Source organism: Pseudomonas serbica, from assembly GCF_028823535.1.
In the GTDB taxonomy this organism is placed as follows: domain Bacteria; phylum Pseudomonadota; class Gammaproteobacteria; order Pseudomonadales; family Pseudomonadaceae; genus Aquipseudomonas; species Aquipseudomonas serbica.
Genome location: NZ_JAQIYM010000009.1, coordinates 244,825 through 270,973 on the forward strand (window position 1 = coordinate 244,825; position 26,149 = coordinate 270,973).

Consider the following 26,149-nt stretch of genomic DNA (forward strand, 5'->3'; position numbering starts at 1 on the left):
GGTCTTAACCTCGCGGCTCTTCGTTGCCGGCAGCTGAAACGCTGTCGGCCAGAATGGCCAGAACCAGTTGCTGGAAATCCAGGCCGGCAGCACGGGCCGCCATCGGCACCAGGCTGTGATCGGTCATGCCCGGTGCCGTGTTGACTTCCAGGAACCAGAATTGCCCCTCGGCGTCCTGCATCACATCCGCCCTGCCCCAACCGGCGATACCCAGCGCTTCACAGGCTTTCGCCGTGAGGTCCATGAGTTCCTTTTCCTTGGCGCTGTCCAGGCCGCACGGAATGCGGTACTGGGTATCGTTGGCGATGTACTTGGCGTCGTAGTCGTAGAAACTGTGCGTCGTGCCCAGGGCGATTGGAGGCAACACCTGGTCACGCAGGGTGGCGATGGTGAACTCCGGACCTTGAATCCATTGCTCGACCAACACTTGCGAATCGTAGGTACTGGCCGCTTTCCAGGCGTCGATCAATTCAGACGCGGAACTCACTTTGGCCATCCCGATACTTGAACCTTCATGGGCCGGTTTGACGATCAAAGGGAAGCCCAGTTCCGTCGCCGCCGAAATACAATCGGCTTCGCTGCTGAGCACCGCGTGACGTGGCGTCGGAATGCCCAGGCTGTGCCAGACCTGCTTGGTGCGCAGCTTGTCCATGGCCAGCGCCGAGGCGAGGATGCCGCTGCCGGTGTAGGGAATCCCCAGGCACTCGAGCAGGCCCTGCATGCTGCCGTCTTCACCACCACGGCCGTGGAGGATGATGAAGGCGCGGTCGATCTTTTCGTTCAGCAGACGCTGCAGCAGGTCATCGCCGACGTCGAGGCCGAACGCGTCCACGCCTGCGCTTTGCAGCGCATCGAGGACGGCATTGCCCGACTTCAGGGACACTTCGCGTTCGGCACTCTTGCCGCCGAACAGCACGGCAACACGGCCGAAGTCTTTCGGCGCGAGGGTGCTGACGAGGTTGGCATAGGCAGCAGTCATTTCAACTTCCCCTTCTCCGGCGCGGCAACGGCACCGGCGAACAACTCACTTTTCAACAGTTTTGGTGCAAGGCCGCCGATATCGCCGGCACCCTGGCACAGCAGGATGTCGCCAGCGCGCAACAGCGGCTTGACCAGCGGCGCGAGGTCGACACCACGCTCGATGTAGATCGGATCGAGCTGGCCACGCTGGCGGATGCTGTTGCACAGCTTGCGGCTGTCGGCGCCCGGGATTGGTTCTTCACCGGCCGGGTAGACTTCCATCAGCAGCAGGACGTTGGCGTCGGCCAGTACATTGACGAAGTCGTCGTACAGGTCGCGGGTACGGCTGTAACGGTGCGGCTGGTAGACCATCACCAGGCGGCGCTCCGGCCAGCCACCGCGTACGGCCTTGATCACAGCCGCGACTTCGGTCGGGTGGTGACCGTAATCATCGACCAGCATCACATTGCCGCCGTCCACCGGCAGTTCGCCGTAGACCTGGAAGCGTCGGCCGACACCCTGGAACCCGGACAGGCCCTGGACGATGGCTTCATCGCTGACGCCTTCGTCGGTGGCGATGCAAATGGTCGCCAGCGAGTTCAGCACGTTGTGGTTGCCCGGCATGTTCACCGAGACATCCAGCGGCTCGCGGTCAGGGCGCAGTACCGTGAAGAAGGTCTGCATGCCTTGCTGGCGCACATTGATGGCGCGCACGTCGCAGTCTTCGCCGAAGCCGTAGGTGACGGTCGGACGCTTGACCAGCGGCAGGATTTCACGCACCACCGGATCGTCCAGGCACACCACGGCCAGGCCGTAGAAAGGCAGGTTGTGGAGGAACTCGACGAAGGTTTTCTTCAGTTTGTTGAAGTCACCGTCGTAGGTCGCCATGTGATCGGCGTCGATGTTGGTGACCACGGCCACCAGCGGCTGCAGGTGCAGGAAACTGGCGTCGCTTTCGTCGGCTTCGGCGATCAGGTAGCGGCTGGTGCCGAGTTGGGCATTGGTGCCCGCGGCATTCAGGCGGCCACCGATGACGAACGTCGGGTCCAGGCCACCGGCGGCGAACACCGAGGCGATCAGGCTGGTGGTAGTGGTTTTGCCGTGGGTACCGGCAACGGCGATGCCGTGGCGGTAGCGCATCAGCTCAGCCAGCATTTCTGCACGGGGCACCACTGGAATACGACGTTCCAGCGCGGTGGCGACTTCCGGGTTGGAGGTGTTCACGGCACTCGACACCACCAGCACGTCGGCGGCGGCAGCGTTCTCGGCGCGGTGACCGATGAAAATCTGTGCGCCGAAGGATTCCAGGCGCTCGGTGACAGGCGAAGCCTTCAGGTCGGAACCGGACACTTCATAGCCCAGGTTCAGCAACACCTCGGCAATCCCGCACATGCCCACGCCGCCGATCCCGACGAAGTGGATGCGACGGATGCGGCGCATTTCCGGTTGTGGCATGGCTTTCTGATTCTCAACCATGGGCCACCTCCAGGCAGGTATCGACCACGTTACGGGTGGCATCGGGTTTGGCCAGGCGGCGGGCCGCAGTGGCCATATCGTTGAGTCGTTGTGGTTGCATCAGGACCTCTGTCAGGCGCGCGGCAAGATCCGCTGCACCGGTCGTTCTTTGCGGCATCAGGAAGGCAGCGCCTTCACGGGCCAAATAATCGGCGTTGCGGGTCTGGTGATCGTCGATCGCGTGGGGCAACGGCACCAGCATCGAGGGCAGACCGGCGGCGGCCAGTTCACTGATGGTCAGCGCACCTGCGCGACATACCACCAGGTCGGCCCAACCATAGGCTTGGGCCATGTCTTTGATGAACGGCTGCACTTGCGCCTCGACGCCAGCCGCGAGGTAGCGCTGCGCAGTCACTTCATCGTGGTTTTTGCCGGCCTGATGGAACACGTCCGGACGCAGGTCGACGGCGACTTGCGACAGGGCTTCAGGCAGCAGCTTGTTCAACGGTTCTGCGCCCAGGCTTCCGCCCAGGATCAGCAAACGCGCCTTGCGACCGGCCAGGGCCGGGCGCGGTGTTTCCAGGAACAGCTCGGTGCGCACCGGGTTACCGGTGGTCCGTCGGCTGCTCGACAGGGTAAAGGTGTCGGGGAACGCTTCACAGACTCGGGCGGCCAACGGCACCAGCAACCGATTGGCGGTACCGGCAACGGCGTTCTGTTCGTGAACGATCACCGGCACACCGGCCAGTTTGGCTGCGACACCACCAGGCCCGGTCACATAACCGCCAAAACCCACCACGCAAGCCGGCTGCAAACGACGAATGATCGCCCGCGCCTGCCAGACGGATTTGAGCAACATGAACGGCGCCTTGAGCAGCGACAGCTTGCCCTTGCCACGCAAACCGCTGGCGTTGATCCGATGCAGTTCGATACCGGCGGCCGGGACCAGCTCGTTCTCGATGCCACGCGGCGTGCCCAGCCAGTGCACGGTGTAGCCGCGGGCCTGGAATTCTCGGGCACAGGCCAACGCCGGGAACACATGGCCCCCGGTGCCGCCAGCCATGATCAATACATTAGCGCCCATGGTTCGGCTCCTCGGCGAAGTCGCTCTCATGGAACTCCATCTCTTCGCTGCCCAGGTGGGTTCGACTCTCCCACTCGATGCGCAGCAACAAGCCGAGACAGGCGCAGCAGATCACCAACGAACTGCCGCCATAGCTTAGAAACGGTAAAGTCAGGCCCTTGGTCGGCAGCAGGCCGACGTTCACACCGATGTTGATCAGGAATTGACCGATCCACAGGAACGACAAACCGTAGGCGACATAGGCGGCGAAGAACTGCTTGGCCTTCTCGGCCCACAAGCCGATGTACATGCCGCGAATACAGACGAATACGAACAGGGCCACCGTGCACAACGAGCCCACGGCACCCAGCTCTTCGGCCAGGACCGAGAACACGAAGTCGGTGTGGGCTTCCGGCAGGTAAAACTGTTTCTGCACGCTGTTGCCCAGGCCGACGCCCAGCCATTCACCGCGCCCGAAAGCAATCAACGCCTGGGACAACTGGTAGCCGGCACCGAACTGGTCGGCCCATGGATCGGCAAAGTTGGTCAGACGCGCCATTCGATACGGCTGCATCTGAATCAGCAACACCACCGCCCCGACCGCCAGCACTACCATCAGGGAAAACCGGAACAGTCCGACCCCTCCAAGGAACAGCATTGCCGCCGCGGCGCCCATCATCACGACGGTGGCACCGAAGTCCGGCTCCATCAGGAGCAGGCCCGCCATCGGCAGCAGCACGATGAACGGCTTGAAGAAACCCATCCAGCTTTCACGCACTTCTTTCTGGCGACGCACCAGATAACCGGCGAGGTAGATCACCACGAATACCTTGGCGATCTCGGAAGGCTGTACGTTGAAGAAACTGAAGCCGATCCAGCGCATCGAACCGTTCACCTCACGGCCGATCCCCGGAATGATCACCATCACCAGCAAACCGAATGCCCCCAGCAGCATCAACCAGCCCAGGCGTTGCCAGGTGGCGATCGGGATCATCATGGTGACGATGCAGGCACCCAGGCCCAGCACCACGTAGATCAGGTGGCGAATCATGTAGTACAGGGCGCTGCCCGATTGCACGGCCGCCACTTCGGTCGAGGCCGAGGCGATCATGATCAGGCCCAGGCCGAGCAACGCCAGGCAACCGGCGAGCATCGGGAAGTCGAGGTCGATACCGCGGCCGGTGATGAGCGGCGATGGATAGGGCTTGATGATGCCTTTGAGGCTCATGCCAGATCCTCCACGGCTTGGACGAACTGGTGACCACGGTCTTCGTAGTTCTTGAACATGTCGAAACTGGCGCAGGCCGGCGACAGCAGTACCACGTCGCCCGGTTGCGCAGCGGCGCGGCATTGCTCGACGGCTTCGACCAGGGAGCTTGCACGAATCAACGGAACGGCATCGCCGATAGCCTGGCCGATCTTGTCGGAGTCACGTCCCATGAGGATCACGGCGCGGCAGTTGGCCGCCACCGGGTCACGCAGGTCCTTGAATTCGGCACCCTTGCCGTCGCCACCGGCGATCAGCACGATCTTGCCGTCAATGTCCGCACCCAGGCCTTCGATGGCCGCCAGCGCGGCTCCGACGTTGGTGGCTTTGGAGTCGTTGTAGTACCCCACGCCATCCAGGTCGCGGACCCACTGGCAACGATGCTCGAGCCCGGCGAAGCTGCGCAGGGCCGAGAGCATGGCGTCGAACGGCAAGCCGACGGCGTGACCAAGTGCCAATGCCGCCAGGGCGTTGGACTGGTTATGGGCGCCGCGAACTTTCAATTCACGTACCGGCATGAGGTTCTGGAATTCGAAGGCCAGGTACTTCTCGCCGCCTTCTTCGCGGATACCAAAGGACTTGAAGTCCGGCTTGGTCAGGCCAAAGGTCCAGCACGGCTGGCCCTCGCCCATCAGTGGCCGGCTCAGGGCGTCCTGGCGATTGACCACGAACTGTTTTGCCCCACGGAAGATCCGGTGCTTGGCCAGGTGATAGGCCGGCAGGCCGCTGTAGCGGTCCATGTGGTCTTCGCTGATGTTGAGCACGGTCGCCACTTCGGCGTTGAGCTGATCGGTGGTTTCCAGCTGGAAACTCGACAGCTCCATCACGTACAGCTCGACGTCGTCGCGGAGCAGGTCAAGCGCCGGCGTACCGAGGTTGCCGCCAACAGCGACACGCTTGCCCGCCGCCGCCGCCATCTCGCCGACCAGGGTGGTCACGGTGCTCTTCGCGTTGGAACCGCTGATGGCCACGATCGGCGCCTTCGCGTTACGCGCGAACAGCTCGATGTCGCCGGACAATTTCACGCCACGGGCGGCGGCAGCCTGCAGGGCCGGGGTCGCCAGCGCCAGGCCGGGGCTCACGTAGAGCTCGTCGGCACGGCACAGGAACTCGACGTCCAGTTCGCCGCAACGCACTTCCACCTGCGGGTAGTCACGCTTGAGCGTGGCCAGTTCCGGCGGATTTTCCCGCGTATCGGCCACCGCAAAGGCCACGCCCCGGTTCGCCAGGAAGCGAACCAGGGACATGCCGCTCTTGCCGAGGCCGACAACGATGCGGAAGTGGTCAGACGCGATCAGGGACACGAGTTTCTACCTCAGTTTCAGGGTGGCAAGGCCGATCAGCACGAGAATCACGGTGATGATCCAGAAGCGGACAATCACGCGTGGCTCGGGCCAGCCCTTGAGTTCAAAGTGGTGGTGAATCGGTGCCATGCGGAACACACGGCGACCGGTCAGCTTAAAGGACGCAACCTGAATGACGACAGACAGTGTTTCCATCACGAACACGCCGCCCATGATGAACAGGACGATTTCCTGACGGACGATCACCGCGATGGTGCCCAGGGCCGCGCCCAGCGCCAGCGCGCCGACGTCACCCATGAAGACTTGCGCCGGGTAGGTGTTGAACCAGAGGAAGCCCAGGCCCGCACCGATCAGCGCGCCGCAGAACACGATCAGCTCACCCGCGCCCGGTACATAGGGGATCAGCAGGTATTCGGCGAATTTCACGTTACCCGACAGGTAGCAGAAGATCCCCAGGCCACCACCGACCATCACGGTTGGCATGATCGCCAGGCCGTCGAGGCCATCGGTCAGGTTGACCGCGTTGCTCGAACCGACGATCACGAAGTACGTCAGGACGATGAAGCCCGCGCCCAGCGGGATGCTGTAGTCCTTGAGCATCGGCAGGATCAGGGTGGTTTCCACCGGGGTCGCGGCGGTCATATAAAGGAAGATCGCCGCGCCGAGGCCGAACACCGACTGCCAGAAGTACTTCCAGCGGCTCGGCAAGCCACGGGAGTTCTTCTCGATCACCTTGCGGTAATCGTCGACCCAGCCGATGGCGCCGAACAACAGGGTCACCAACAGGACGACCCAGACATAGCGGTTGGTCAGGTCAGCCCACAGCAGGGTGCTGACGCCGATCGACGACAGAATCAGCGCGCCACCCATCGTCGGGGTGCCGGACTTGGACAGGTGCGATTGCGGGCCATCATTGCGAACGGACTGGCCGATCTGACGGTTCTGCAGGGTGCGGATCATCCACGGGCCATAGCACAGCGACAAGACCAGCGCGGTCAGCACACCGAGGATCCCGCGCAGGGTCAGGTACTGGAAGACCGCGAAGCCTTTGTAGAACTGTTGCAGATACTCCGCTAGCAGCAGCAGCATTAATGTTTCTCCAGGCTGGTCCCGCACAAGGCGGCAACGATGTTTTCCATCGCGGCGCTGCGCGAGCCCTTGATCAAAATGGTGGTGTTTGTGTCTTGCTCGGCCCCCAGGGCCTTGATCAGCTCAGCCTGCGTGCTGAAGTGAAAGCCTTGTGGACCGAAGGCATTGACGGCGTGAACCATCATCGGCCCGACGGCGTACAGCGCAGAAACCTTGCCGCGGGCGTATTCGCCCACGTCGTGGTGCCCCTGCTGCGCCCAGTCGCCCAACTCGCCGATATCCCCGAGCACCAGAACGGTGCGACCGGAAAAGCCGGCCAGTATATCAATGGCGGCGCACATGGAGGTGGGGTTCGCGTTGTAAGTGTCATCGATCACGCGCATGCCATTGCTGGCCAGTTGCGCAACAGTACGACCCTTGACCGGTTGCACCGCGCCGAGGCCGGTGGCGATGCCGAACAGCGACACCCCCAGGGCATGGGCGCCAGCCGCAGCAGCCATGGCATTGGCGACGTTATGGGTGCCGAGCAAGTTCAGTTGAACGCGCTCCTCACCTTCAGGACTGTGCAGGTTGAACGCCGGGCAACCACGGGCATCGGTGGACAGGTCGCTGGCGTAGAAATCGGCACTGACATTGCTCAGGGCGAAGGTCAGCACCTTGCGCTCGCCAGCGCGGGTCTTCCAGATGTCGAACGCCTTGTCGTCGAGATTGAGCACGGCGACGCCATTGGCATCCAGCCCGTCAATGATTTCGCCCTTGGCCTCGACGATTTTTTCCGGCCCGCCGAACTCGCCGACATGGGCGGTTCCGGCATTGTTGAGAATGGCCACATGGGGCTTGGTGAGGCCCACGGTGTAGGCGATTTCACCCAGGCGCGAAGCGCCGAGCTCAATCACGGCGGCGGTGTGTTCCGGTGCCAGCTCGAGCAGGGTCAACGGCGCGCCGAGGTCGTTGTTCAGATTGCCGCGGGTGGCCAGCACCGGACCGCGGGTGCGCAGGATGCTAGCGAGCATCTCCTTGACCGTGGTCTTGCCGCTGGAACCGGTGATGGCGGCGACGGGCTGGGTGAACGCCGCGCGATTGAGCGCCCCCAGTTGCCCCAAGGCATGACGGGTATCGGCGACCAGCAATTGCGGCAGCGTGCTGTCGGGAACTTCGCGCTCGACCAACGCCGCCACGGCACCTTTGGCCGCGACTTCATTGAGGTAGTCATGACCATCGAAACGCGGACCGACCAGGGCAATGAACAGCTGGCCCGGCTTGATGGCGCGACTGTCGATGCTGACGCCGTCGAAGCTCGCATCTGCAGCGATCAAGCGCGCATTCAGCGCGCCGGTCAGTTCGCTTAGCTTCAAGGCTTTAAGCATGGGCCACCTCCCACGCGGTCAAGGCATGATCGGCCTCGACCAGATCGGAAAAGGCATGGCGCTCGCCGTTGATTTCCTGATAGTCCTCATGACCCTTACCGGCCAGGACGATCACGTCATCCGCCGACGCACCCGCGATCAACTGGGCAATCGCCTGGCCACGGCCGGCAACGAAAGTCACTTTATCCACAGCGGTGAAACCGGCACGGATGTCATCGAAAATCACTGATGGGTCTTCGGTACGCGGGTTGTCGTCGGTGACCAGCACGCCATCAGCCAGACGCTCGACCACTTCGGCCATCAGCGGACGCTTGCCGCGATCGCGATCGCCGCCACAGCCAAACAGGCATAGCAGCCGGCCTTTGACGTGGGGGCGCAGGGCCGTCAGGACTTTTTCCAGGGCGTCCGGGGTGTGGGCGTAATCGACCACCACCAATGGCTGGGTACCACCGCCCAGGCGCTGCATGCGTCCGGCCGGGCCTTCGAGTTTGGGCAGTACCTTGAGAATTTCGTCGAGGGCGTAATCCAGGCCGAGCAAGGCGCCCACCGCCGCCAATACGTTGCTCAAGTTGAAACGACCCAGCAAGGTGCTGCGCAGGTGGTGTTCACCCTGCGGCGTGACCAAGGTGGCGCGCACGCCTTCGTCGTCGAACTGCGCTTCGCGGCAATAGAGGTAAGCACTGCTGTCGAGCAGGCTGTAGGTAATCAGCCGCGATTCACGCTTGTCGGCGGCCAGTTGCCGGCCGAACTCGTCGTCGAGGTTGACCACCCGGCATTTCAGTTCGTTCCAGGCGAACAGCCTGGCCTTGGCTTCGCCGTAGGCCTGCATGGTGCCGTGGTAGTCCAGGTGGTCACGGGACAGATTGGTCATCACGGCCACATCGAATGCCAGCGCGGTGACCCGGCCCTGGTCCAGGCCATGGGACGAAACTTCCATGGCAACCGCCTTGGCACCGGCCTTTTTCAGGTCGCCCAAGGTCGCTTGCACCGCAATCGGGTTTGGCGTGGTGTGCAGGCCGCTTTCGAGCGCGCCATAAAAGCCGCAGCCGAGGGTACCGACAATGCCGCAGTGCTGACCGAGCAGATCCAGCGCCTGGGCCACCAATTGGGTCACGCTGGTCTTGCCGTTGGTACCGGTCACGCCCACCAGTTTCAGGTGATGGCTCGGCTCGCCGTAAAAACGCCCGGCGATTTCCGACAGCTGCGCCGCCAGGCCCTTGACCGGAATCAGCGGCACGTCAGTGATCGGCAGCACAGTGGCGCCTTCCACTTCATACGCCACGGCTGCGGCGCCACGCGCAAGCGCATCGGCAATGTGCGCACGGCCATCGAATTTGCCGCCCGGCACCGCGAGGAACAAATCGCCCGCGCGTACGTTGCGACTGTCCAGTGCCAATTCACGGATCAACAGATCGTGGCCGGCGTGGGGGAAAATCTTGTTCAGGCTCAGAGACATCAGCCGCGCCCTCCATTGGCTTTCAGTGGAACGACCGGCGCTGCGTTCGCTTGTTGGGTAGGTGGCAGGTTGTCCGGGGTGACGTTCATCAGGCGCAGAGTGCCGGACATCACGCGGCTGAACACCGGTGCAGATACCAGGCCGCCGAAGTAACCGGCCTTGGTCGGCTCGTCGATGACGACCACGATGGCGTAACGCGGATCGCTCATCGGGCCGAAACCGGCGAACAGAGAGCGGTAGGAGTTCTCGGCATAACCTTTGGTGCCGACCGAAGTCTTACGTGCAGTACCGGACTTGCCGCCCACGTGATAGGCCGGCACCTGCGCGCGGAACACGCCGCGCGGGGCCTCGATCACTTGCTGCAGCATGCCCTGCATGGTTTTCGCAACAGCTTCCGGCAGCACCTGGGTGGTCTGTGGCGCCTTGTCGGTTTTGATCAGTGTCAGGGGCGCAAGGCGACCGTTGTTGGCCAGGGCCGAGAAGGCGTGCACCAACTGGATCGCCGTCACCGAAACACCGTAGCCGTAGGACAGGGTTGCGGTTTCAGCCTTGCGCCATTCGCGGTAGTTCGGCAGGTTGCCGACACGTTCGCCCGGGAAGCCGAGGCCGGTATCCTGGCCGAGACCCACTTTCTGGGCGAGACGGAAAATCGTCTCGCCACCGATATCGAACGCGATCTTGCTCATGCCGACGTTACTGGAATTGATCAGGATCCCGGCCAGGTCAAGCACCGGACCTTCGCTCTTGGAGACGTCCTTGATGGTGTACTTGCCGATCTGCAGGGAGCCCGGGTACACCTCGACGGTGTCGCTCGGCTTCCAGCGTCCGGTTTCGATGGCGGCGCTCATCGAGATCGCCTTCATGGTCGAACCCGGTTCGAACACGTCGATCATCGCGCGGTTACGCATCATCGCCGGTTGCAGGTTGCGGCGGTTGTTCGGGTTGTAGGTCGGCTGGTTGACCATGGCGAGGATTTCGCCGGTCTTCACGTCCATGATCACCAGGCTGCCGGCCTTGGCGCCGTTCTCGATGATCGCGTTGCGCAATTCGCGGTTGGCGAGGTATTGCAGGCGCAGGTCAATGGACAACGCCAAGGGCTTTCCGGCCTTGGCGTTTTTGGTGACCTGGACATCCTTGATCAACCGGCCGCGCCGGTCCTTGATCACTTGCCGTTTGCCGGGGACCCCGGCCAGCCATTCATCGTAGGCGAGCTCGACCCCTTCTCGACCATGGTCGTCGATGTCGGTAAAGCCGACCATATGGGCGGTGACCTCACCGGCCGGGTAGAAACGGCGGAACTCTTCGATGCCGTAGACACCCGGCACTTTCAGGTCGAGTACGGCCTGGCCCTGCTCAGGCGTCAGCCCGCGCACCAGATAAATGAATTCCTTGTTGGCTTGTGCTTCAAGGCGCTCGGCCAGTGCCTTGGAGTCCTGCCCCAGCGCGGCAGCGAGTGCTGGCCACTTCTCTTTGGCCAGTTGCATTTCCTTGGCATTGGCCCACAGGGTGGTGACCGGGGTACTGACCGCCAGAGGCTCACCATTACGGTCTGTGATCAGGCCGCGGTGGGCCGGAATCGGAATATGTCGAACACTGCGCGCGTCGCCCTGACCTTTAAGGAAGGCACGATCGACCACTTGCAGGTCAATGATGCGCCAGGCAATCGCTGCCACCATGACGCCGAGCAGACCCAGCACCAGGCGGAAGCGCCATGGAAACAGTGCGCCTTCGAGTTTCATCATGGCGCCACCATCTGCACTTCGGCGGCGCCGGGAATGCGCATCTTCAGTTGTTCGGTGGCCAGCACTTCGATACGGCTATGGGCGGTCCAGGTGCTTTGTTCAAGAATCAAGCGACCCCATTCGGCCTGCGCCTTGTCGCGCACGCTCAACTCGCCGTAGAGCGTGTTCAGCAACTGGCGGTTCCAGTGGGCGCTGTAGGACACGCCAATGGCTGACACGAGCACGCCAACGTACAACAACAGCATGAAAAAGCTTCCGCCGGGCAGTGGCTTGGCAAAAAGCTTGCTCACCGCAGTTTCTCCGCCACGCGCATGACAGCACTACGGGAACGTGGGTTGGCCTTCAGCTCGGCATCGGAGGCCGTCTGTGCTTTGCCATGGATTTTGATTTTCGGTTCGAAGGCGACGTGCCGAACCGGCAGGTTGCGTGGCAGGTTGTCGGCTTCACCTTTGACCAGCTTGCGCATGAACAGCTTGACGATGCGATCCTCAAGCGAATGGAAGCTGATGACCACCAGGCGACCGCCCACTTCCAGGCTCTCCAGCGCCGCTTCGAGACCGGCTTCCAGATCGCCCAGCTCGTTGTTGACGTGAATGCGCAGCCCCTGGAACGCACGGGTTGCCGGATTCTTGCCCTTCTCCCAGGCCGGGTTCGCGACTTTCAAGACTTCAGCCAGATCGGCGGTGCGCTCGAACGGCTTGATATCGCGGCGTTCGGCTACGGCACGGGCCATGCGCCCGGAAAAACGCTCTTCGCCGTATTCCTTGAACACCCGGGCAATTTCTTCCACGGGCGCAGTGTTGACGAATTCGGCAGCGCTGATCCCGCGGGACGGGTCCATGCGCATGTCCAATGGACCATCGTTGAGGAAGCTGAAACCGCGCTCAGGGTCGTCCAGCTGCGGCGAAGAGACGCCCAGGTCGAGCAGGACACCGCTGACCTTGCCGTTCATGCCGCGCGCAGCAACTTCCGCACCCAGCTCGGCAAAGCTGCGCTGCACAACGACAAAGCGGCCGTCTTCGGCCGCTAGCGTCTGCCCAGTGGCAATCGCTTGAGGGTCTTTGTCGAACCCGAGCAACCGACCATCGGGACCGAGCTGGCTGAGGATCAACCGGCTGTGTCCGCCGCGTCCGAACGTTCCGTCCAGATAGCAGCCATCAGGACGTACAGCGAGAGCCTCGACGGCTTCGTCAAGCAGTACGGTGATGTGGTTAAAGCCGCTATCTATAGTCACAGGATCAATTCACGCAGTTCGTCAGGCATCGCGCCCGGTTCTTGAATAGCAGCCAGGTCAGCGGCAGCAACCGCATCCCAGGCATCTTCGTCCCACAATTGGAACTTGTTCAGTTGGCCTACCAGCATCGCGCGCTTATCCAACTTGGCATATTCACGAAGACGCGGTGGAACCAGAAAACGACCACTGCCATCGAGCTCGAGGTCGACGGCATTACCAATCAATAAGCGTTGCAGACGGCGGTTCGCTTCGTGAAGCGAAGGAAGTGCACGCAGTTTGGTTTCAATAATTTCCCACTCATCGAGGGGGTAAACGCACAAACACGGATCAACGGCATCAATGGTGACGATCAACTGACCGGAACTGCGCGAAACCAGCTCGTCACGGTACCGGCTCGGCATAGCGAGACGGCCCTTTGCATCGAGACTGATAGCGTTGGCTCCGCGAAACACGTCAGCGTTTCTCCAAATTCTAGCGTTTTTTGCTCAAAAAACCCACTTCATGCCACTTTCCGCCACTTGCGCACACTATAGGAATGCGCCCACCACACCGTCAAGGCGCGGATTAAAGGAAAACCCTTACAGAACTGAGATTTAGGAACATTAGGAGAGGAGTAACCAGAATCAGGCGGATGAAACCGCCCAACAACTTGAATCAGCACAAGCGGCTGCGTTCAGAAGTTAAAGTGATTTATTAAGAGTAAGATTTTTTCGATATTACGAAAGTGATAATGAAGACGATTCTGAAAGGAGGGAAATTGCCATCATCGAACCCCTGCTCAATGATTTAAGCAGAGGGGAGAAAAAAGGTGGAGAGTCGATCTGTAAGCCGGGTTCTGTCTTGAACAGTCATTCGTCTACGATGGCCATCACTGGACATCTTTAGCAACCTACCCGGTCCCAGCGCGGGCCACGCCTTGGGACCCTATTTGGTCTTGCTCCAAGTGGGGTTTACCTAGCCACGAACTGTTGCCAGACGTGCGGTGCGCTCTTACCGCACCTTTTCACCCTTACCGGCGCCGAAGCGCTTAGGCGGTTATTTTCTGTGGCACTTTCCGTAGGCTCACGCCTCCCAGGCATTACCTGGCACTTCGCCCTATGGAGCCCGGACTTTCCTCCCCCCCCTAATTTTCATAGAGGGCAGCGACTGTCCGATCGACTCTCCGCCGCGAAGGTTACCGGCAGAGCGCCCGAAGAACAAGCGCTAAGCGCCGTTGTGCACGCCTGCGCGTCGGGTTTTCACTCACCCTTCTGTTTATCCAGCGCGATCTGATACAGCACATTCTTTCGTTCGCCGGTAATTTGCGCAGCCAGCGCGGCGGCACGCTTGAGCGGCATTTCTTCGAGCAACAGATCGAGGATACGCATCGCCTCACTGCTGACAGCGCCCTCCTCCTCGGGAGCCGTCCAGCCCGCCACCAGCACCACGCACTCCCCGCGCTGCTGATTACTGTCCGACTCGACGAACTCGCGCAACTCGGCCAGCGGCAAGCCCTTGAGCGTTTCAAACGTCTTGGTCAGTTCCCGCGCCAGCAATGCCGGGCGCTCGGCGCCGAACACCAGCTCCATGTCCTGCAGGCATTCGAGGATACGGTGCGGCGCCTCATAGAAAATCAGCGTACGCGGCTCCTCCTTCACGAGCTCCAGACGCGCACGTCGTCCTACCGCCTTGGCTGGCAGAAAGCCTTCGAAGATGAAACGGTCCGAAGGCAAACCCGCCGCCGACAGGGCCGCAATCAATGCACAGGCCCCTGGCACCGGCACCACATTGATGCCTGCTGCACGTGCCTGGCGGACCAGGTGATAGCCCGGATCGGAAATCAGTGGCGTGCCGGCATCGGAGATCAATGCGACATCATCGCCCGCGAGGAGGCGGGTAATAAAACGGCTACCTTCGTCACGCTCGTTGTGTTCATGACAGGCCGCCAAAGGCGTGGGAATGCCGAAATGCTGCATCAGGCGCTGGGAGTGGCGGGTGTCTTCAGCGGCAATCAAGGCCACCTCACGCAGAATCTTCAGCGCCCGGGCACTGATATCGTCCAGGTTGCCGATGGGCGTCGCCACCACATATAGCGAGCCAGCAGCGGAATTCAAAGCACCTGGAGCAGTCAAAGCGCACACCTCATGTTCGATAAAACGGGCATTGTAGCGCGTAGCGACACTCGCGATACGAGCAAGCAGCACACGCTTTTGCAGGCTTTTGTGCCGCACGGCAACATTTACACCAGCTAAATTGATCGTTTCGCACCACCAACATCGCGCCCCGGCCAGCGCTTGGGTACAATTCCACGCTAATTTGATCGAGTATCAGGAACACTACATGATCGCTTGCCTGCGGCTGTTCTCTGCCCTATGCCTCGCTGCCTTGCTGGCGGCTTGCGCCAGCTCGCCCTCCTCCAGCCTTGGCGAACTTCCACGGACCCCGGATGCCAGCATCGAGCAACTGCTCGAAAAGGCTGCCCAAAGCAAAACGCCGGAAGATGCGGCGCTGTTGCGACTGAGTGCAGCCGACCTGGCCTATCGCCAGGGCAATGCCGGCCAATCCGCCCAGATCCTGCAACAGGTTCCGGTTGAAACACTCAAGCCCGGCCAGCAGATCTTCGCCAACACCCTGGCGGCTGAACTGGCCATGACCCGCAACCAGCCGAAAGCCGCGCTGACCGCTTTGAGTCACCCAAGCTTCCAGCGCCTCGGCGAAATGCCGGAAGAGCAACAGGTTCGCACCGGCACCGTCCGCGCCCGCGCCCTTGAAGCCGATGGCCAGACCTTGGCCGCGGCAAAAGAACGCATCTTCATCGCGCCCATGCTGAGCGGTGAAGCGGCGAGCAAAAACCACGAGGCGATCTGGACCCTGATCGCTTCGCTGCCGACCGAGCAATTGCAGCCGACCACCACCGACGACCTTGGCGGTTGGATGGCCCTGGCGCTGGCCGTGAAGTCTGCTGGCACCCTCGAACAGCAGCAGGCGGCAATCGACAACTGGCGCGCCCAGAACCCGAAACACCCGGCCGCCCGCCAACTGCCTCTGCCACTGACCAACCTCAAGGAGCTGGCCAGTCAACCCCTGAGCAAAATCGCCCTGCTGCTACCACAGGACGGCCCACTGGCGTCGGTCGGCAAAGCATTGCGCGAAGGCTTCATGGCCGCGCATTACCAGGCGCAACAAGCTGGGCAGAAACCGCCAGCCATCGAATTCTACGACAGCTCGCGCCTGACCTCGCTCGACGAGTTCTATCGCAAAGCCCAGGCTGACGGCGTGCAACTGGTGGTAGGCCCACTGGAAAAACCGCTGGTCAAACAGCTCAGCGCCCTCCCGCAACTGCCGATCACCACGCTGGCCCTGAACTACAGCGAAGGCGCCCAAGGTCCAGCCCAGCTGTTCCAGTTTGGCCTGGCCGCTGAAGACGAAGCCCGCGAAGTATCCCGCCGCGCACGCGCTGACGGCCTGCATCGCGCCGCTATCATGGTACCGAAAGGCGAATGGGGCGACCGCGTACTCAAGGCGTTCAGCCAGGACTGGCAAGCCAACGGCGGCAGCATCGTCGCCACCGAGCGTGTCGACCAGCCAGTGCAACTGGCCCAGCAGATTGCCGACATGTTCCAGCTGCGCCAGAGCGAAGGTCGCGCCAAGAGCCTGCAAAGCACCGTTGGCTCGCAGGTAGCCGCCCAGCCGTCGCGTCGCCAGGACATCGAGTTCATCTTCCTCGCTGCCACGCCACAGCAGGCCCAGCAGATCAAACCGACCCTGAACTTCCAGTACGCCGGTGACGTTCCGGTCTATGCCACGTCCCACGTCTTCAGTGCCAGCGGCGACGTCAACCAGTACAACGACATGAACGGCGTGCGCTTCTGCGAAACCCCATGGCTGCTGGATGCCAATGACCCGTTGCGCCGCCAGGTCACCGCGCAGTGGCCGCAAGCGGGCGGCAGCCTGGGCCGCCTGTACGCCATGGGCGTGGACGCCTACAGCCTGGCGCCACGCCTTGGCCAGTTGAAAGCCCTGCCGGACAGCCGCATCGAAGGTCAATCGGGCAGCCTGAGCATGACCCAGAACCAGCGCGTCGTGCGCGAGCTGCCATGGGCGGAGTTCGTCAATGGCCAGGTTCAACGCCTGCCGAACACCCCACGCTGATGCCCGAAAGGTCACGCCAGCAATGCGGTAAAGATGCCGAGCGCCATGCGCTCGAGCATCTTCAGCAACAAGGCCTGCAACTTCTGGCGCAGAACTGGCTGTGTAAACGCGGCGAGCTTGATCTGGTCATGCTGGAGGGCGATACAGTAGTATTCGTTGAAGTTCGCTACAGAAAAAACACTCAATGGGGTGGCGCGCTCGATAGTATCGATGAGCGCAAACGGCAAAAATTGATTTTTGCCGCGCAGTATTTTCTTCAGCGGGAGTCGCGCTGGGCCAACTCCCCTTGCCGCTTCGACGTGGTTGCGATCGACAGCCACCTCGATCAGTTGAACTGGTTGCAAAATGCCTTCGACAGCTGATTGCCTGCGCCCCGAACCGGACACTACCACTCAACACTTTTGCTCTTTGCTTTGCGGGCTGCACATTCACGTGCCGGACAGCCGCGCTCATTAAGGTCACACAGATGGACATGCAATCCCGAATTCGCCAGCTTTTTCAGGCCAGTATCGACACCAAGCAACAGGCGATGGAAGTACTTGCACCGCACATCGAGCAAGCCAGCCAGGTGATGGTCAACGCCTTGCTCAACGAGGGCAAGATGCTTTCCTGCGGCAACGGCGGCTCTGCTGGCGACGCACAGCATTTCTCGTCCGAGCTGCTCAATCGCTTCGAGCGCGAGCGCCCGAGCCTGCCAGCCATTGCGCTGACCACCGACACCTCGACGATCACCTCGATCGCCAACGACTACAGCTACAACGAAATCTTCTCCAAACAGATCCGCGCGCTCGGCCAGCCGGGCGATGTACTGCTGGCGATTTCCACCAGTGGTAACTCGGCAAACATAATTCAAGCGATCCAGGCCGCACATGATCGCGAAATGATTGTCGTAGCATTGACCGGTCGCGATGGCGGCGGCATGGCGTCACTGCTTTTGCCCGAGGACGTCGAGATTCGCGTACCGGCCAACGTCACCGCACGTATCCAGGAAGTCCACCTGCTGGCGATCCATTGCCTTTGCGACTTGATCGACAGCCAACTGTTCGGGAGTGAAGAATGACCCCTAATCGCCTCGGCCTACTGGCCCTGACCCTGTGCCTCGGCATCAGCGGCTGCACCTCGGTGGTTAATGCCAGCCGCGAAGCACCGATCGAAGATGACCGCGGCACCCGCACTTTCGGCAGCAAGATCGACGACTCATTGATCGACACAAAGGTCGGCGTGAACATTGCCAAGGCCGATCCGGCCCTGGACAACGACTCGCACATTGTCGTCACCAGCTTCAACGGCGTCGTACTGCTCGCCGGGCAAACCCCGCGCGCCGACCTCAAGGCCAAGGCCGAACAGGCCGCTGCGGCTGTTCAGCGGGTGAAGACGGTGCATAACGAACTGCAGGTGCTGCCACCTTCCGGTTTCCTTGCCCGCCAGAACGACACCTGGCTGACCTCCAAGATCAAGACCCAGATGCTCACCGACCCGAACATCCCGGGCTCGCGCATCAAGGTGGTCACCGAGAACGGCATCGTCTACCTGCTGGGCTTGCTGACCAAGCAGGAAGCCGCCCAGGCGACCAACCTGGTGCAAGGGGTGTCCGGGGTGCAGAAGATCGTGAAGCTGTTTGAATACATCGACTGATCCTTGTTTGGCGGGGATGGCGACCTTGGAACGCCATCGACCCACGGAAATAAAAAAGGGCGATCCTTGCGGATCGCCCTTTTTTATTTCACCACCTTCAAGCTCGGCCTTCCGCTTGGTCGCGGTGGCTCGCTGTCCGGAGGCGGAATATCATCATCCGGCTCGATCTCTTCCTCGTCCTCCAGGGGCGACTCCAGATCGAACACCATACCCTGGCCATTCTCACGGGCGTAAATGCCCAGGATCGATGCAATAGGCACGTACAGGGTATGCGGCACCCCACCAAAGCGGCCTTCGAAGCTCACCGCCTCGTTGTCCATGTGCAAATGACGCACGGCCTGTGGCGACACGTTCAGGACGATCTGGCCATCACTGGCAAAACCTTGCGGCACCTGCACCGAGGGATACTCGGAATTGACCAGCATGTGCGGGGTGCAATCGTTATCCACAATCCACTCGTAGAGCGCACGGACCAGATAAGGTCGACTGGAGTTCATAGCGGCTCCTTAAGCCTTAGCGCATGTCGCGTTCGACACCAGACAGACTCGCCTGGAAAGCCTCACGCGCAAACTGGCGCTCCATGTAATCAAGCAGCGGCTTGGCTGGCCGCGGCAGTTCTATACCCAGAATCGGCAATCGCCAGAGTATTGGCAATAGGCAGCAATCCACCAGGCTTTGTTCCTCACTGAGGAAAAACGGCTTGTCGGCAAACAGCGGCGACACACCTGTGAGGCTCTCGCGCAGCTCCTTACGCGCCACCGCACGCGCTGCTTCCTTGGTCCGCGAATCCAGGATCAGATCCACCAGACCACACCAGTCTCGCTGAATACGATGAATCAGCAAACGACTGTTGGCCCGCGCTACCGGATAGACCGGCAACAACGGCGGATGTGGGTAACGCTCATCCAGATATTCCATCACCACCGTAGACTCCCACAACGCCAGGTCACGGTCGACCAGCGTCGGCAAGCTGCCGTAAGGGTTCACTTCGATCAGTTTAGGCGGCTGGCGACCAGCCTCAACGTAAATGATCTCGGCGCTGACACCCTTCTCTGCCAGTACGATTCGCACTCGGTGGGAATAGTGGTCGGCGGGGTCGGAGTAACAGGCCAACCGATTGGTCACGCCCATGGCGATCCTCCTCGCTTGTTGAAATTATCGGAAGCGGAAAAACGAGCGCGCCCAGAGGGCGCCTCCCGTAACGCCTGGTTCACCAGGCTCGTTACACCTTCAGAGGCGCCCTTGGGCGCGCGCGATTAACAGCAATTGCTTGAAGCTTTATCAGTGCACATCTTTCCAGTATTCGCGCTTGAGCAAATAAGCGAATACGAAGAAGAACGCCAGGTACAGCAATACGTACGTACCGATGCGCTGATGTTGCAGCTTAACCGGGTTAGCCGAGTAAGCCAGGAAGGTTACCAGATTCTTGACCTTCTCATCGAACTGCTCTTCGGTCAGGGCGCCACTTTTCGGCACGATGGTCAACTGATCGCACGCCTCATGGGTCAGCGGCGTACCGGTCAGCGGATCATATTGCTTCTTGCCGTCCTCGACGATCTGAACCTGTTTGCACCCGACGACCTGACGACCTTGCAGGCCGACCAGCACGTTAGGCATGCCCACGTTCGGGAAGACCTTGTTGTTCACACCCCATGGGCGCGACGGGTCTTCATAGAACGACTTCAGGTAACCGTAGAGCCAATCGGTGCCACGAACACGAGCGACCAGGGTCAGGTCGGGCGGGGCCGCACCGAACCAGGTCTTGGCGTCAGCCGGCTGCATGCCGATGTTCATGTGATCGCCGATCTTGGCACCGGTGAATACCAGCTTGTCGAGCATCAACTCGTGCGGGATGCCGAGGTCATCGGCAACACGCTCATAACGCTGGAACTTGGCGCTGTGGCAGCCCATGCAATAGTTGGCGAACGTACGCGCGCCATCCTGCATCGCAGCCTTGTCAGCAACGTCGATGTCGACTTTTTCCAGCTCGGGACCACCGTGTGGTGCCGCAAAGGACAACACTGGCAGGGCAGCAAGCATCAATACAGCAAATAGTTTTTTCATCAGCCAGTCACCCTTTCCGGAACCGGTTTGGTCTTCTCGAGCCTGGTGTAGAACGGCATCAGGATGAAGTAGGCGAAATACAGGAAGGTACACACCTGCGACAGCAACGTACGGCCTGGAGTCGGAGCCAGAACACCCAAAACGCCCAGGATCACGAAGGAGATGCAGAACACCCAGAGCCAGATCTTGCTCAGCCAGCCCTTGTAGCGCATCGACTTGACCGGGCTACGGTCCAGCCACGGCAGGACGAACAGCACGGCGATGGCCGCACCCATGGCGATAACACCGAGAAGCTTGTCGGGAACCGCACGCAAGATCGCGTAGAACGGCGTGAAGTACCAGACCGGAGCGATGTGCTCTGGGGTCTTGAAGGCGTTCGCCACTTCAAAGTTCGGCTTCTCGAGGAAGTAGCCACCCATTTCCGGGAAGAAGAACACGATCGAACAGAAGATGAACAGGAACACCACCACGCCGACGATATCTTTCACGGTGTAGTAAGGGTGGAACGCGATACCGTCCAGCGGCACGCCGTTTTCATCCTTGTGTTTCTTGATGTCGACGCCGTCCGGGTTGTTCGAACCGACTTCGTGCAGCGCCAGGACGTGCAGCACCACCAGGCCGAGAATCACGATCGGCAAGGCGACCACGTGCAGGGCGAAGAAGCGGTTCAGGGTGATGCCGGAGATCAGGTAGTCACCACGAATCCACTGGGTCAGGTCGTTGCCGATGACCGGGATCGCACCGAACAGCGAGATGATCACCTGGGCACCCCAGTAGGACATCTGGCCCCACGGCAGCAGGTAGCCCATGAAGGCCTCGGCCATCAGCGCCAGGTAGATCAGCATGCCGAAGACCCACACCAACTCGCGCGGCTTCTGGTACGAACCGTAGAGCAAACCACGGAACATGTGCAGATAGACCACGATGAAGAACGCCGAAGCGCCGGTGGAGTGCAGCAGGCGCAGGATCGAGCCGTACTCGACGTCGCGCATGATGTACTCGACGGAAGCAAAGGCTTCTTCTGCCGACGGGGTGTAGCTCATGGTCAGCCAGACACCGGTAACGATCTGGTTGACCAGGACGAGCAGCGCCAGGGAGCCAAAGAAATAGAAGAAGTTGAAGTTTTTCGGAGCGTAGTACTTGCTGAGATGGTCTTCCCACATCTTGGTGGCAGGAAAGCGCGCATCAACCCAATCCATGAACTTGCTCATCACGCTTTCTCCGTATCGACGCCAACGACGATGATGTCATCGGTCTCATAGGAATGCGGGGGAACTGGCAGGTTCAAAGGCGCAGGTTGCGACTTGTAGACGCGGCCAGCCAGGTCGTAGTGGGAGCCGTGGCAAGGACAGAAATAGCCACCTACCCAGTCCTTGCCCAAGTCAGCGGGAGCGACTTCGGGACGGAAGGTCGGCGAGCAACCCAGGTGCGTGCAGATACCGATCAGCAGCAGGACCTCAGGCTTGATCGAACGTGTTTCCGGATCAACATAGGTTGGTTGAGTCGAGTTCTTGGAGGTCGGGTCAGACAACTGGCCCTCGATCTTCTTCAGATTCCCCAGGATTTCCTGCGTACGGCGGACGATGAACACCGGCTGGCCGCGCCACTCAGCAATCATCTGCTGGCCTGGCTCGATTTTGCTGACATTCACTTTCACCGGTGCACCTGCGGCTTTCGCCTTGGCACTGGGAAACCATGACCCCACGAACGGGACCGCAGCCCCCACCGCTCCTGCAGCACCCACCACGGATGTGGCTGCTACCAAGAAGCGACGCCGGCCTGCATTCACGCCGTCATTGCTCATTCAGTCCTCTCCCATCAGCTTTGTGGCCTGTTAAATCAGGCATCTACTAAGTAAAACTCTGTACTTATAAAAATTTTGCCGAATGGTAATGAAAAGCCCCAATTCTGACAAGGTAATTACCCCGAGGCACCACTGCCAAGCCTTGTAGTATAGGGCGTCTGCCGATGTGGCAAGTTGTCACAGCGCAATTCTTTGAGAAAATCACGAGCACAAAAAAACGCCCAGCTCCGTGAGGAAACTGGGCGTTCTTTTTTGAACGTGGAAGCGAATTAACGCTTCGAGTACTGCGGACGCTTACGCGCTTTACGCAGACCAACTTTCTTACGTTCAACTTCACGTGCATCGCGGGTTACGAAGCCGGCTTTACGCAGGGCGCTGCGCAGAGTTTCGTCGTAGTCCATCAGAGCGCGGGTGATGCCGTGGCGGATTGCGCCAGCTTGACCACTCACACCACCGCCGATCACGGTGACGTAGATGTCGAACTTCTCGACAGTCTCAGTCAATTCCAGCGGCTGACGAACTACCATGCGGGCAGTTTCGCGGCCGAAGAAATTATCCAGCGAACGGTTGTTGATGGAGATGTTACCAGTACCCGGACGCAGGAAAACGCGTGCGGTTGCGGTCTTGCGACGGCCAGTGCCGTAATTTTGAGTCGCCGACATAATGAACTATTCCGTTAAATCTTCAGTTCTTGGGGCTGCTGAGCAGTATGAGGGTGTGCAGCGCCCGCATAGACTTTCAGCTTACGGTACATGTCGCGACCCAGCGGGTTCTTAGGCAGCATGCCTTTGACCGCGGTCTCGATCACGCGCTCAGGGGCCTTGGCGATCAGCTTTTCAAAGTTGATCGACTTGATGCCGCCCGGGAAACCGGAGTGGGAGTAGTACATTTTGTCAGTGGTTTTAGCGCCGGTAACACGGATCTGCTCGGCGTTGATTACGACGATGTAGTCGCCGGTGTCAACGTGAGGAGTGTACTCAGGCTTGTGCTTGCCACGCAGACGGCTCGCGATTTCGGTGGCCAGACGACCCAGGGTCTGACCAGCAGCGTCGACGACAAACCAGTCGCGCTTTACTGTTTCCGGTTTAGCAGTAAAAGTTTTCATTCTTTATAGCCTCAGGGGCCGCCCTGTAAATTAGACGGCGGATCTTACTGAATAGTGCGTACTTTGACAAGTCAAAGGCAGCCGGATACAGACGCTTTCGGGGGCTCGGGTCGGCGCGTCCGTTCAACGGCAAGATTCTTCGGCGGCGGCGCATCACTTCCACTGCAGAAAGAGGTGCGCAATTATGCAGATTGCGAAAAATAATTCAACCTGCTTTTATGATTGTTTTGCCCAGGGGAGCACCCGATGGACTATCGCCAGCTAGGCCGAACCAATCTGAATGTGAGCGCAATCTGCCTCGGCACCATGACCTGGGGCGAGCAAAACAGCGAGGCAGACGCCTTCGCCCAGATCGAGCGAGCCAAGGGCGCCGGGATCAACTTCATCGATACCGCCGAAATGTACCCGGTGCCGCCCAAGGCCGAAACCTATGCCACCACCGAGCGCTACATCGGCAATTACTTCAAAAGTCGCGGTGACCGTGCCGATTGGATCCTCGCCAGCAAGATCGCCGGCCCCGGCAACACCATCGACTACATCCGCGACAAAAACCTGCGGCACAATCGCCAGCACATCACCGCGGCGGTGGACGCCAGCCTCCAGCGCCTGCAGACCGACTACATCGACCTGTACCAGCTGCACTGGCCTGAGCGCAGCACCAACTTCTTCGGACAGCTGGGCTACAAGCACCAGACCGAGGCCAACCTGACGCCTCTGGAAGACACCCTCGAAGCGCTGGACGAACAGGTCAGGGCCGGCAAGATCCGCCACATCGGCCTGTCCAACGAAACGCCGTGGGGCACCATGCGCTTCCTGGCCCTGGCCGAGCAACGCGGCTGGCCGCGCGCGGTGTCGATCCAGAACCCCTACAACCTGCTCAACCGCAGCTTCGAGGTCGGCCTGGCGGAAATCGCCATTCGCGAACAGTGCGGCCTGCTCGCCTATTCGCCGCTGGCGTTCGGTTTCCTGTCAGGCAAGTACGAAGGTGGGGCGCGCCCGCCAAAAGGTCGCCTGAGCCTCTACAGCCGCTTCAGCCGCTATTTCAACCCGCAGTCGGAAGCGGCCTGCAGCCGTTACGTCGCCCTGGCCCGTGAGCACGGCCTCGACCCAGCGCAAATGGCCCTGGCCTTCGTCACGCAACAGCCGTTCGTGACCAGCAACATCATTGGCGCCACGACACTGGAACAACTGGACAGCAACATTGCCAGTTTTGATCTGAAACTGTCGGAGGAAGTGCTGGAAGGGATCGAGGCGATCCACAAGGACCACCCGAACCCTGCACCTTGATCGAATGATCGTTCCCACGCTCTGTGTGGGAACGATCAACACTGCATTACAGTGACCGCGCAATAATCTCCTTCATGATTTCATTGGTCCCGGCATAGATCCGCTGCACCCGCGCATCCGCCCACGCCCGGGCAATCGGGTATTCCCACATGAATCCGTAGCCGCCATGCAACTGCACGCACTCGTCGAGCACTTTGCATTGCAGGTCCGTGCCCCAATACTTGGCCATCGCCGCCGTCGGCACGTCGAGCTTGCCTTGCAGGTGCAACTCCAGGCAGCGATCGACGAAGACCCGGCCGATCTGGATCTCGGTCGCCATCTCGGCGAGTTTGAACCGGGTGTTCTGGAAGTCGGCAATCGCCTTGCCAAAGGCCTTGCGCTCGCGCGTGTAGTCCAGGGTCCATTGCAACGCCGCTTCGGCTGAAGCCAGGCCGCCGATGGCCACGGTGAGGCGCTCCTGCGGCAACTCCTGCATCAGATACGCGAACCCCATGCCTGCCTGGCCCAGCAGGTTTTCCTTGGGCACCCGCACGTCCTGGAAGAACAGCTCCGAAGTGTCCTGGGCCTTCATGCCGACCTTTTCCAGGCGTCTGCCCTTGTCGAAGCCGGGCGTATCGGCCTCCACCAGAAACAGGCTGGTACCCTTCGCACCCGCCTTCGGATCGGTCTTGGCGACGACGATCACCAGGTCGGCGAGAAAGCCATTGGTGATGAAAGTCTTCGAACCATTGATCACATACTCGTCGCCATCGAGCACCGCGGTGGTCTTCACCCCTTGCAGGTCGGAACCGGCGCCGGGCTCGGTCATGGCGATGGCACTGACCATCTCGCCAGACACCAGTTTCGGCAGGTATTTGTGTTTCAGCATTTCACTGCCGTAATGCAGGATATAGGGTGCAACAATGTCCGAATGCAGGGAAAAACCGATACCGGTCAACCCCAGGCGCCCCACCTCTTCAATGACCACCGCGCTGTACAGGAAGTCCGCCCCCAGCCCGCCATATTGCTCCGGCAGATGCGAGCACAACATCCCCGCCTCCCCTGCCTTGTTCCAGAGTTGACGGTCGATATAGCCCTGCTTTTCCCATTGCCCATGGAACGGCACAGCCTCTTTTTCGAGGAACGTCCGCACACTGTCGCGAAAAAGTTCGTGCTCGGAACTGAACAAGGTTCTGGGAATCATGCG

Annotated in this window: 26 protein-coding genes and 1 other RNA gene; 5 read left to right on the plus strand and 22 right to left on the minus strand. The window is 60.7% G+C overall.

Going from position 1 to position 26,149, the window contains the following annotated elements:
* Positions 1 to 4 precede the first annotated feature (4 nt).
* The 14 genes from NQL71_RS16755 to rsmI all read right to left on the minus strand — a co-directional run bounded on the left by NQL71_RS16755 (position 5) and on the right by rsmI (position 15,048).
* Entirely contained in the window at positions 5 to 979 is a 975-nt protein-coding gene (locus NQL71_RS16755; protein ID WP_046819015.1) for a D-alanine--D-alanine ligase, read from the minus strand.
* On the minus strand, positions 976 to 2,436 hold the full coding sequence (murC, locus tag NQL71_RS16760; protein WP_046819014.1) for a UDP-N-acetylmuramate--L-alanine ligase: 1,461 nt from the start codon (positions 2,434 to 2,436) through the stop codon (positions 976 to 978). The genes NQL71_RS16755 and murC overlap by 4 nt, the downstream gene beginning before the upstream one ends.
* Positions 2,429 to 3,499, minus strand: a complete 1,071-nt coding sequence (murG, locus tag NQL71_RS16765; protein WP_077185205.1) for an undecaprenyldiphospho-muramoylpentapeptide beta-N-acetylglucosaminyltransferase — start codon at positions 3,497 to 3,499, stop codon at positions 2,429 to 2,431. The genes murC and murG overlap by 8 nt, the downstream gene beginning before the upstream one ends.
* Positions 3,489 to 4,706, minus strand: a complete 1,218-nt coding sequence (ftsW, locus tag NQL71_RS16770; protein ID WP_046819012.1) for a putative lipid II flippase FtsW — start codon at positions 4,704 to 4,706, stop codon at positions 3,489 to 3,491. The genes murG and ftsW overlap by 11 nt, the downstream gene beginning before the upstream one ends.
* Complete coding sequence (murD, locus tag NQL71_RS16775; protein WP_248687464.1) at positions 4,703 to 6,049, minus strand: UDP-N-acetylmuramoyl-L-alanine--D-glutamate ligase; 1,347 nt, start codon at positions 6,047 to 6,049, stop codon at positions 4,703 to 4,705. Before murD ends, ftsW begins: the two co-directional genes overlap by 4 nt.
* Positions 6,050 to 6,055: 6 nt before the next feature.
* Complete coding sequence (gene mraY, locus NQL71_RS16780) at positions 6,056 to 7,138, minus strand: phospho-N-acetylmuramoyl-pentapeptide-transferase (protein ID WP_008016698.1); 1,083 nt, start codon at positions 7,136 to 7,138, stop codon at positions 6,056 to 6,058.
* The gene (locus tag NQL71_RS16785; protein WP_077185204.1) at positions 7,138 to 8,505 is read right to left on the minus strand and encodes a UDP-N-acetylmuramoyl-tripeptide--D-alanyl-D-alanine ligase; all 1,368 of its coding nucleotides are present in this window, start codon (positions 8,503 to 8,505) and stop codon (positions 7,138 to 7,140) included. Before NQL71_RS16785 ends, mraY begins: the two co-directional genes overlap by 1 nt.
* Positions 8,498 to 9,961 carry a UDP-N-acetylmuramoyl-L-alanyl-D-glutamate--2,6-diaminopimelate ligase gene (locus NQL71_RS16790; protein WP_046819009.1) on the minus strand — a complete coding sequence of 488 codons (1,464 nt, stop codon included), beginning with the start codon at positions 9,959 to 9,961 and terminating at the stop codon, positions 8,498 to 8,500. The genes NQL71_RS16785 and NQL71_RS16790 overlap by 8 nt, the downstream gene beginning before the upstream one ends.
* Positions 9,961 to 11,700, minus strand: a complete 1,740-nt coding sequence (locus NQL71_RS16795) for a peptidoglycan D,D-transpeptidase FtsI family protein (RefSeq protein ID WP_274643057.1) — start codon at positions 11,698 to 11,700, stop codon at positions 9,961 to 9,963. The genes NQL71_RS16790 and NQL71_RS16795 overlap by 1 nt, the downstream gene beginning before the upstream one ends.
* A complete protein-coding gene (gene ftsL / locus NQL71_RS16800; protein ID WP_046819007.1) occupies positions 11,700 to 11,993 on the minus strand; it encodes a cell division protein FtsL in 294 nt (97 codons plus the stop codon). The genes NQL71_RS16795 and ftsL overlap by 1 nt, the downstream gene beginning before the upstream one ends.
* Positions 11,990 to 12,937 (minus strand): 16S rRNA (cytosine(1402)-N(4))-methyltransferase RsmH, encoded by a 948-nt coding sequence (gene rsmH / locus NQL71_RS16805; RefSeq protein ID WP_046819006.1) that lies wholly within the window; start codon positions 12,935 to 12,937, stop codon positions 11,990 to 11,992. Before rsmH ends, ftsL begins: the two co-directional genes overlap by 4 nt.
* Complete coding sequence (gene mraZ / locus NQL71_RS16810) at positions 12,934 to 13,389, minus strand: division/cell wall cluster transcriptional repressor MraZ (RefSeq protein WP_033040298.1); 456 nt, start codon at positions 13,387 to 13,389, stop codon at positions 12,934 to 12,936. The genes rsmH and mraZ overlap by 4 nt, the downstream gene beginning before the upstream one ends.
* Before the next feature lie 356 nt (positions 13,390 to 13,745).
* Positions 13,746 to 14,099, minus strand: an RNA gene (rnpB, locus tag NQL71_RS16815) — RNase P RNA component class A.
* A 76-nt stretch (positions 14,100 to 14,175) separates the two neighbouring features.
* Positions 14,176 to 15,048, minus strand: coding sequence for a 16S rRNA (cytidine(1402)-2'-O)-methyltransferase (rsmI, locus tag NQL71_RS16820; protein WP_274643041.1), 873 nt, complete (start codon positions 15,046 to 15,048; stop codon positions 14,176 to 14,178).
* A 208-nt stretch (positions 15,049 to 15,256) separates the two neighbouring features.
* On the opposite strand from rsmI, the gene NQL71_RS16825 reads away from it, so the two are divergent.
* From NQL71_RS16825 to NQL71_RS16840, 4 genes are all read left to right on the plus strand, one after another.
* Positions 15,257 to 17,068, plus strand: coding sequence for a penicillin-binding protein activator (locus NQL71_RS16825; RefSeq protein ID WP_046819005.1), 1,812 nt, complete (start codon positions 15,257 to 15,259; stop codon positions 17,066 to 17,068).
* On the plus strand, positions 17,068 to 17,430 hold the full coding sequence (locus NQL71_RS16830) for a YraN family protein (protein WP_077185203.1): 363 nt from the start codon (positions 17,068 to 17,070) through the stop codon (positions 17,428 to 17,430). The genes NQL71_RS16825 and NQL71_RS16830 overlap by 1 nt, the downstream gene beginning before the upstream one ends.
* A 104-nt stretch (positions 17,431 to 17,534) precedes the next feature.
* Positions 17,535 to 18,128: a phosphoheptose isomerase gene (locus NQL71_RS16835; RefSeq protein ID WP_046819003.1), complete on the plus strand. Its 594-nt coding sequence runs from the start codon at positions 17,535 to 17,537 to the stop codon at positions 18,126 to 18,128.
* Entirely contained in the window at positions 18,125 to 18,703 is a 579-nt protein-coding gene (locus NQL71_RS16840; protein ID WP_008147477.1) for a BON domain-containing protein, read from the plus strand. Before NQL71_RS16835 ends, NQL71_RS16840 begins: the two co-directional genes overlap by 4 nt.
* Positions 18,704 to 18,786: 83 nt before the next feature.
* Here the strand turns inward: NQL71_RS16840 and NQL71_RS16845 are convergent, their stop codons facing one another.
* The 7 genes from NQL71_RS16845 to rplM all read right to left on the minus strand — a co-directional run bounded on the left by NQL71_RS16845 (position 18,787) and on the right by rplM (position 23,676).
* Positions 18,787 to 19,200: a ClpXP protease specificity-enhancing factor gene (locus tag NQL71_RS16845; protein WP_046819002.1), complete on the minus strand. Its 414-nt coding sequence runs from the start codon at positions 19,198 to 19,200 to the stop codon at positions 18,787 to 18,789.
* Between the two features lie 16 nt (positions 19,201 to 19,216).
* Positions 19,217 to 19,834: a glutathione S-transferase N-terminal domain-containing protein gene (locus tag NQL71_RS16850; RefSeq protein WP_007972581.1), complete on the minus strand. Its 618-nt coding sequence runs from the start codon at positions 19,832 to 19,834 to the stop codon at positions 19,217 to 19,219.
* Between the two features lie 150 nt (positions 19,835 to 19,984).
* Positions 19,985 to 20,767 (minus strand): cytochrome c1, encoded by a 783-nt coding sequence (locus NQL71_RS16855; protein WP_077185202.1) that lies wholly within the window; start codon positions 20,765 to 20,767, stop codon positions 19,985 to 19,987.
* Positions 20,767 to 21,978: a cytochrome b gene (locus NQL71_RS16860; protein ID WP_046819000.1), complete on the minus strand. Its 1,212-nt coding sequence runs from the start codon at positions 21,976 to 21,978 to the stop codon at positions 20,767 to 20,769. The genes NQL71_RS16855 and NQL71_RS16860 overlap by 1 nt, the downstream gene beginning before the upstream one ends.
* Positions 21,978 to 22,571: a ubiquinol-cytochrome c reductase iron-sulfur subunit gene (gene petA, locus NQL71_RS16865; RefSeq protein ID WP_034149537.1), complete on the minus strand. Its 594-nt coding sequence runs from the start codon at positions 22,569 to 22,571 to the stop codon at positions 21,978 to 21,980. The genes NQL71_RS16860 and petA overlap by 1 nt, the downstream gene beginning before the upstream one ends.
* A 269-nt stretch (positions 22,572 to 22,840) precedes the next feature.
* Positions 22,841 to 23,233, minus strand: coding sequence for a 30S ribosomal protein S9 (gene rpsI / locus NQL71_RS16870; RefSeq protein ID WP_003228056.1), 393 nt, complete (start codon positions 23,231 to 23,233; stop codon positions 22,841 to 22,843).
* 14 nt (positions 23,234 to 23,247) lie between these two features.
* Complete coding sequence (gene rplM, locus NQL71_RS16875; RefSeq protein ID WP_003228062.1) at positions 23,248 to 23,676, minus strand: 50S ribosomal protein L13; 429 nt, start codon at positions 23,674 to 23,676, stop codon at positions 23,248 to 23,250.
* Positions 23,677 to 23,922: 246 nt separating this feature from the next.
* Here rplM and NQL71_RS16880 point away from each other — a divergent pair, with 246 nt between their 5' ends.
* Positions 23,923 to 24,963, plus strand: coding sequence for an NADP(H)-dependent aldo-keto reductase (locus NQL71_RS16880; RefSeq protein WP_046818999.1), 1,041 nt, complete (start codon positions 23,923 to 23,925; stop codon positions 24,961 to 24,963).
* Between the two features lie 46 nt (positions 24,964 to 25,009).
* Here the strand turns inward: NQL71_RS16880 and NQL71_RS16885 are convergent, their stop codons facing one another.
* Positions 25,010 to 26,146: an acyl-CoA dehydrogenase family protein gene (locus NQL71_RS16885; protein ID WP_274643042.1), complete on the minus strand. Its 1,137-nt coding sequence runs from the start codon at positions 26,144 to 26,146 to the stop codon at positions 25,010 to 25,012.
* Positions 26,147 to 26,149 lie beyond the last annotated feature (3 nt).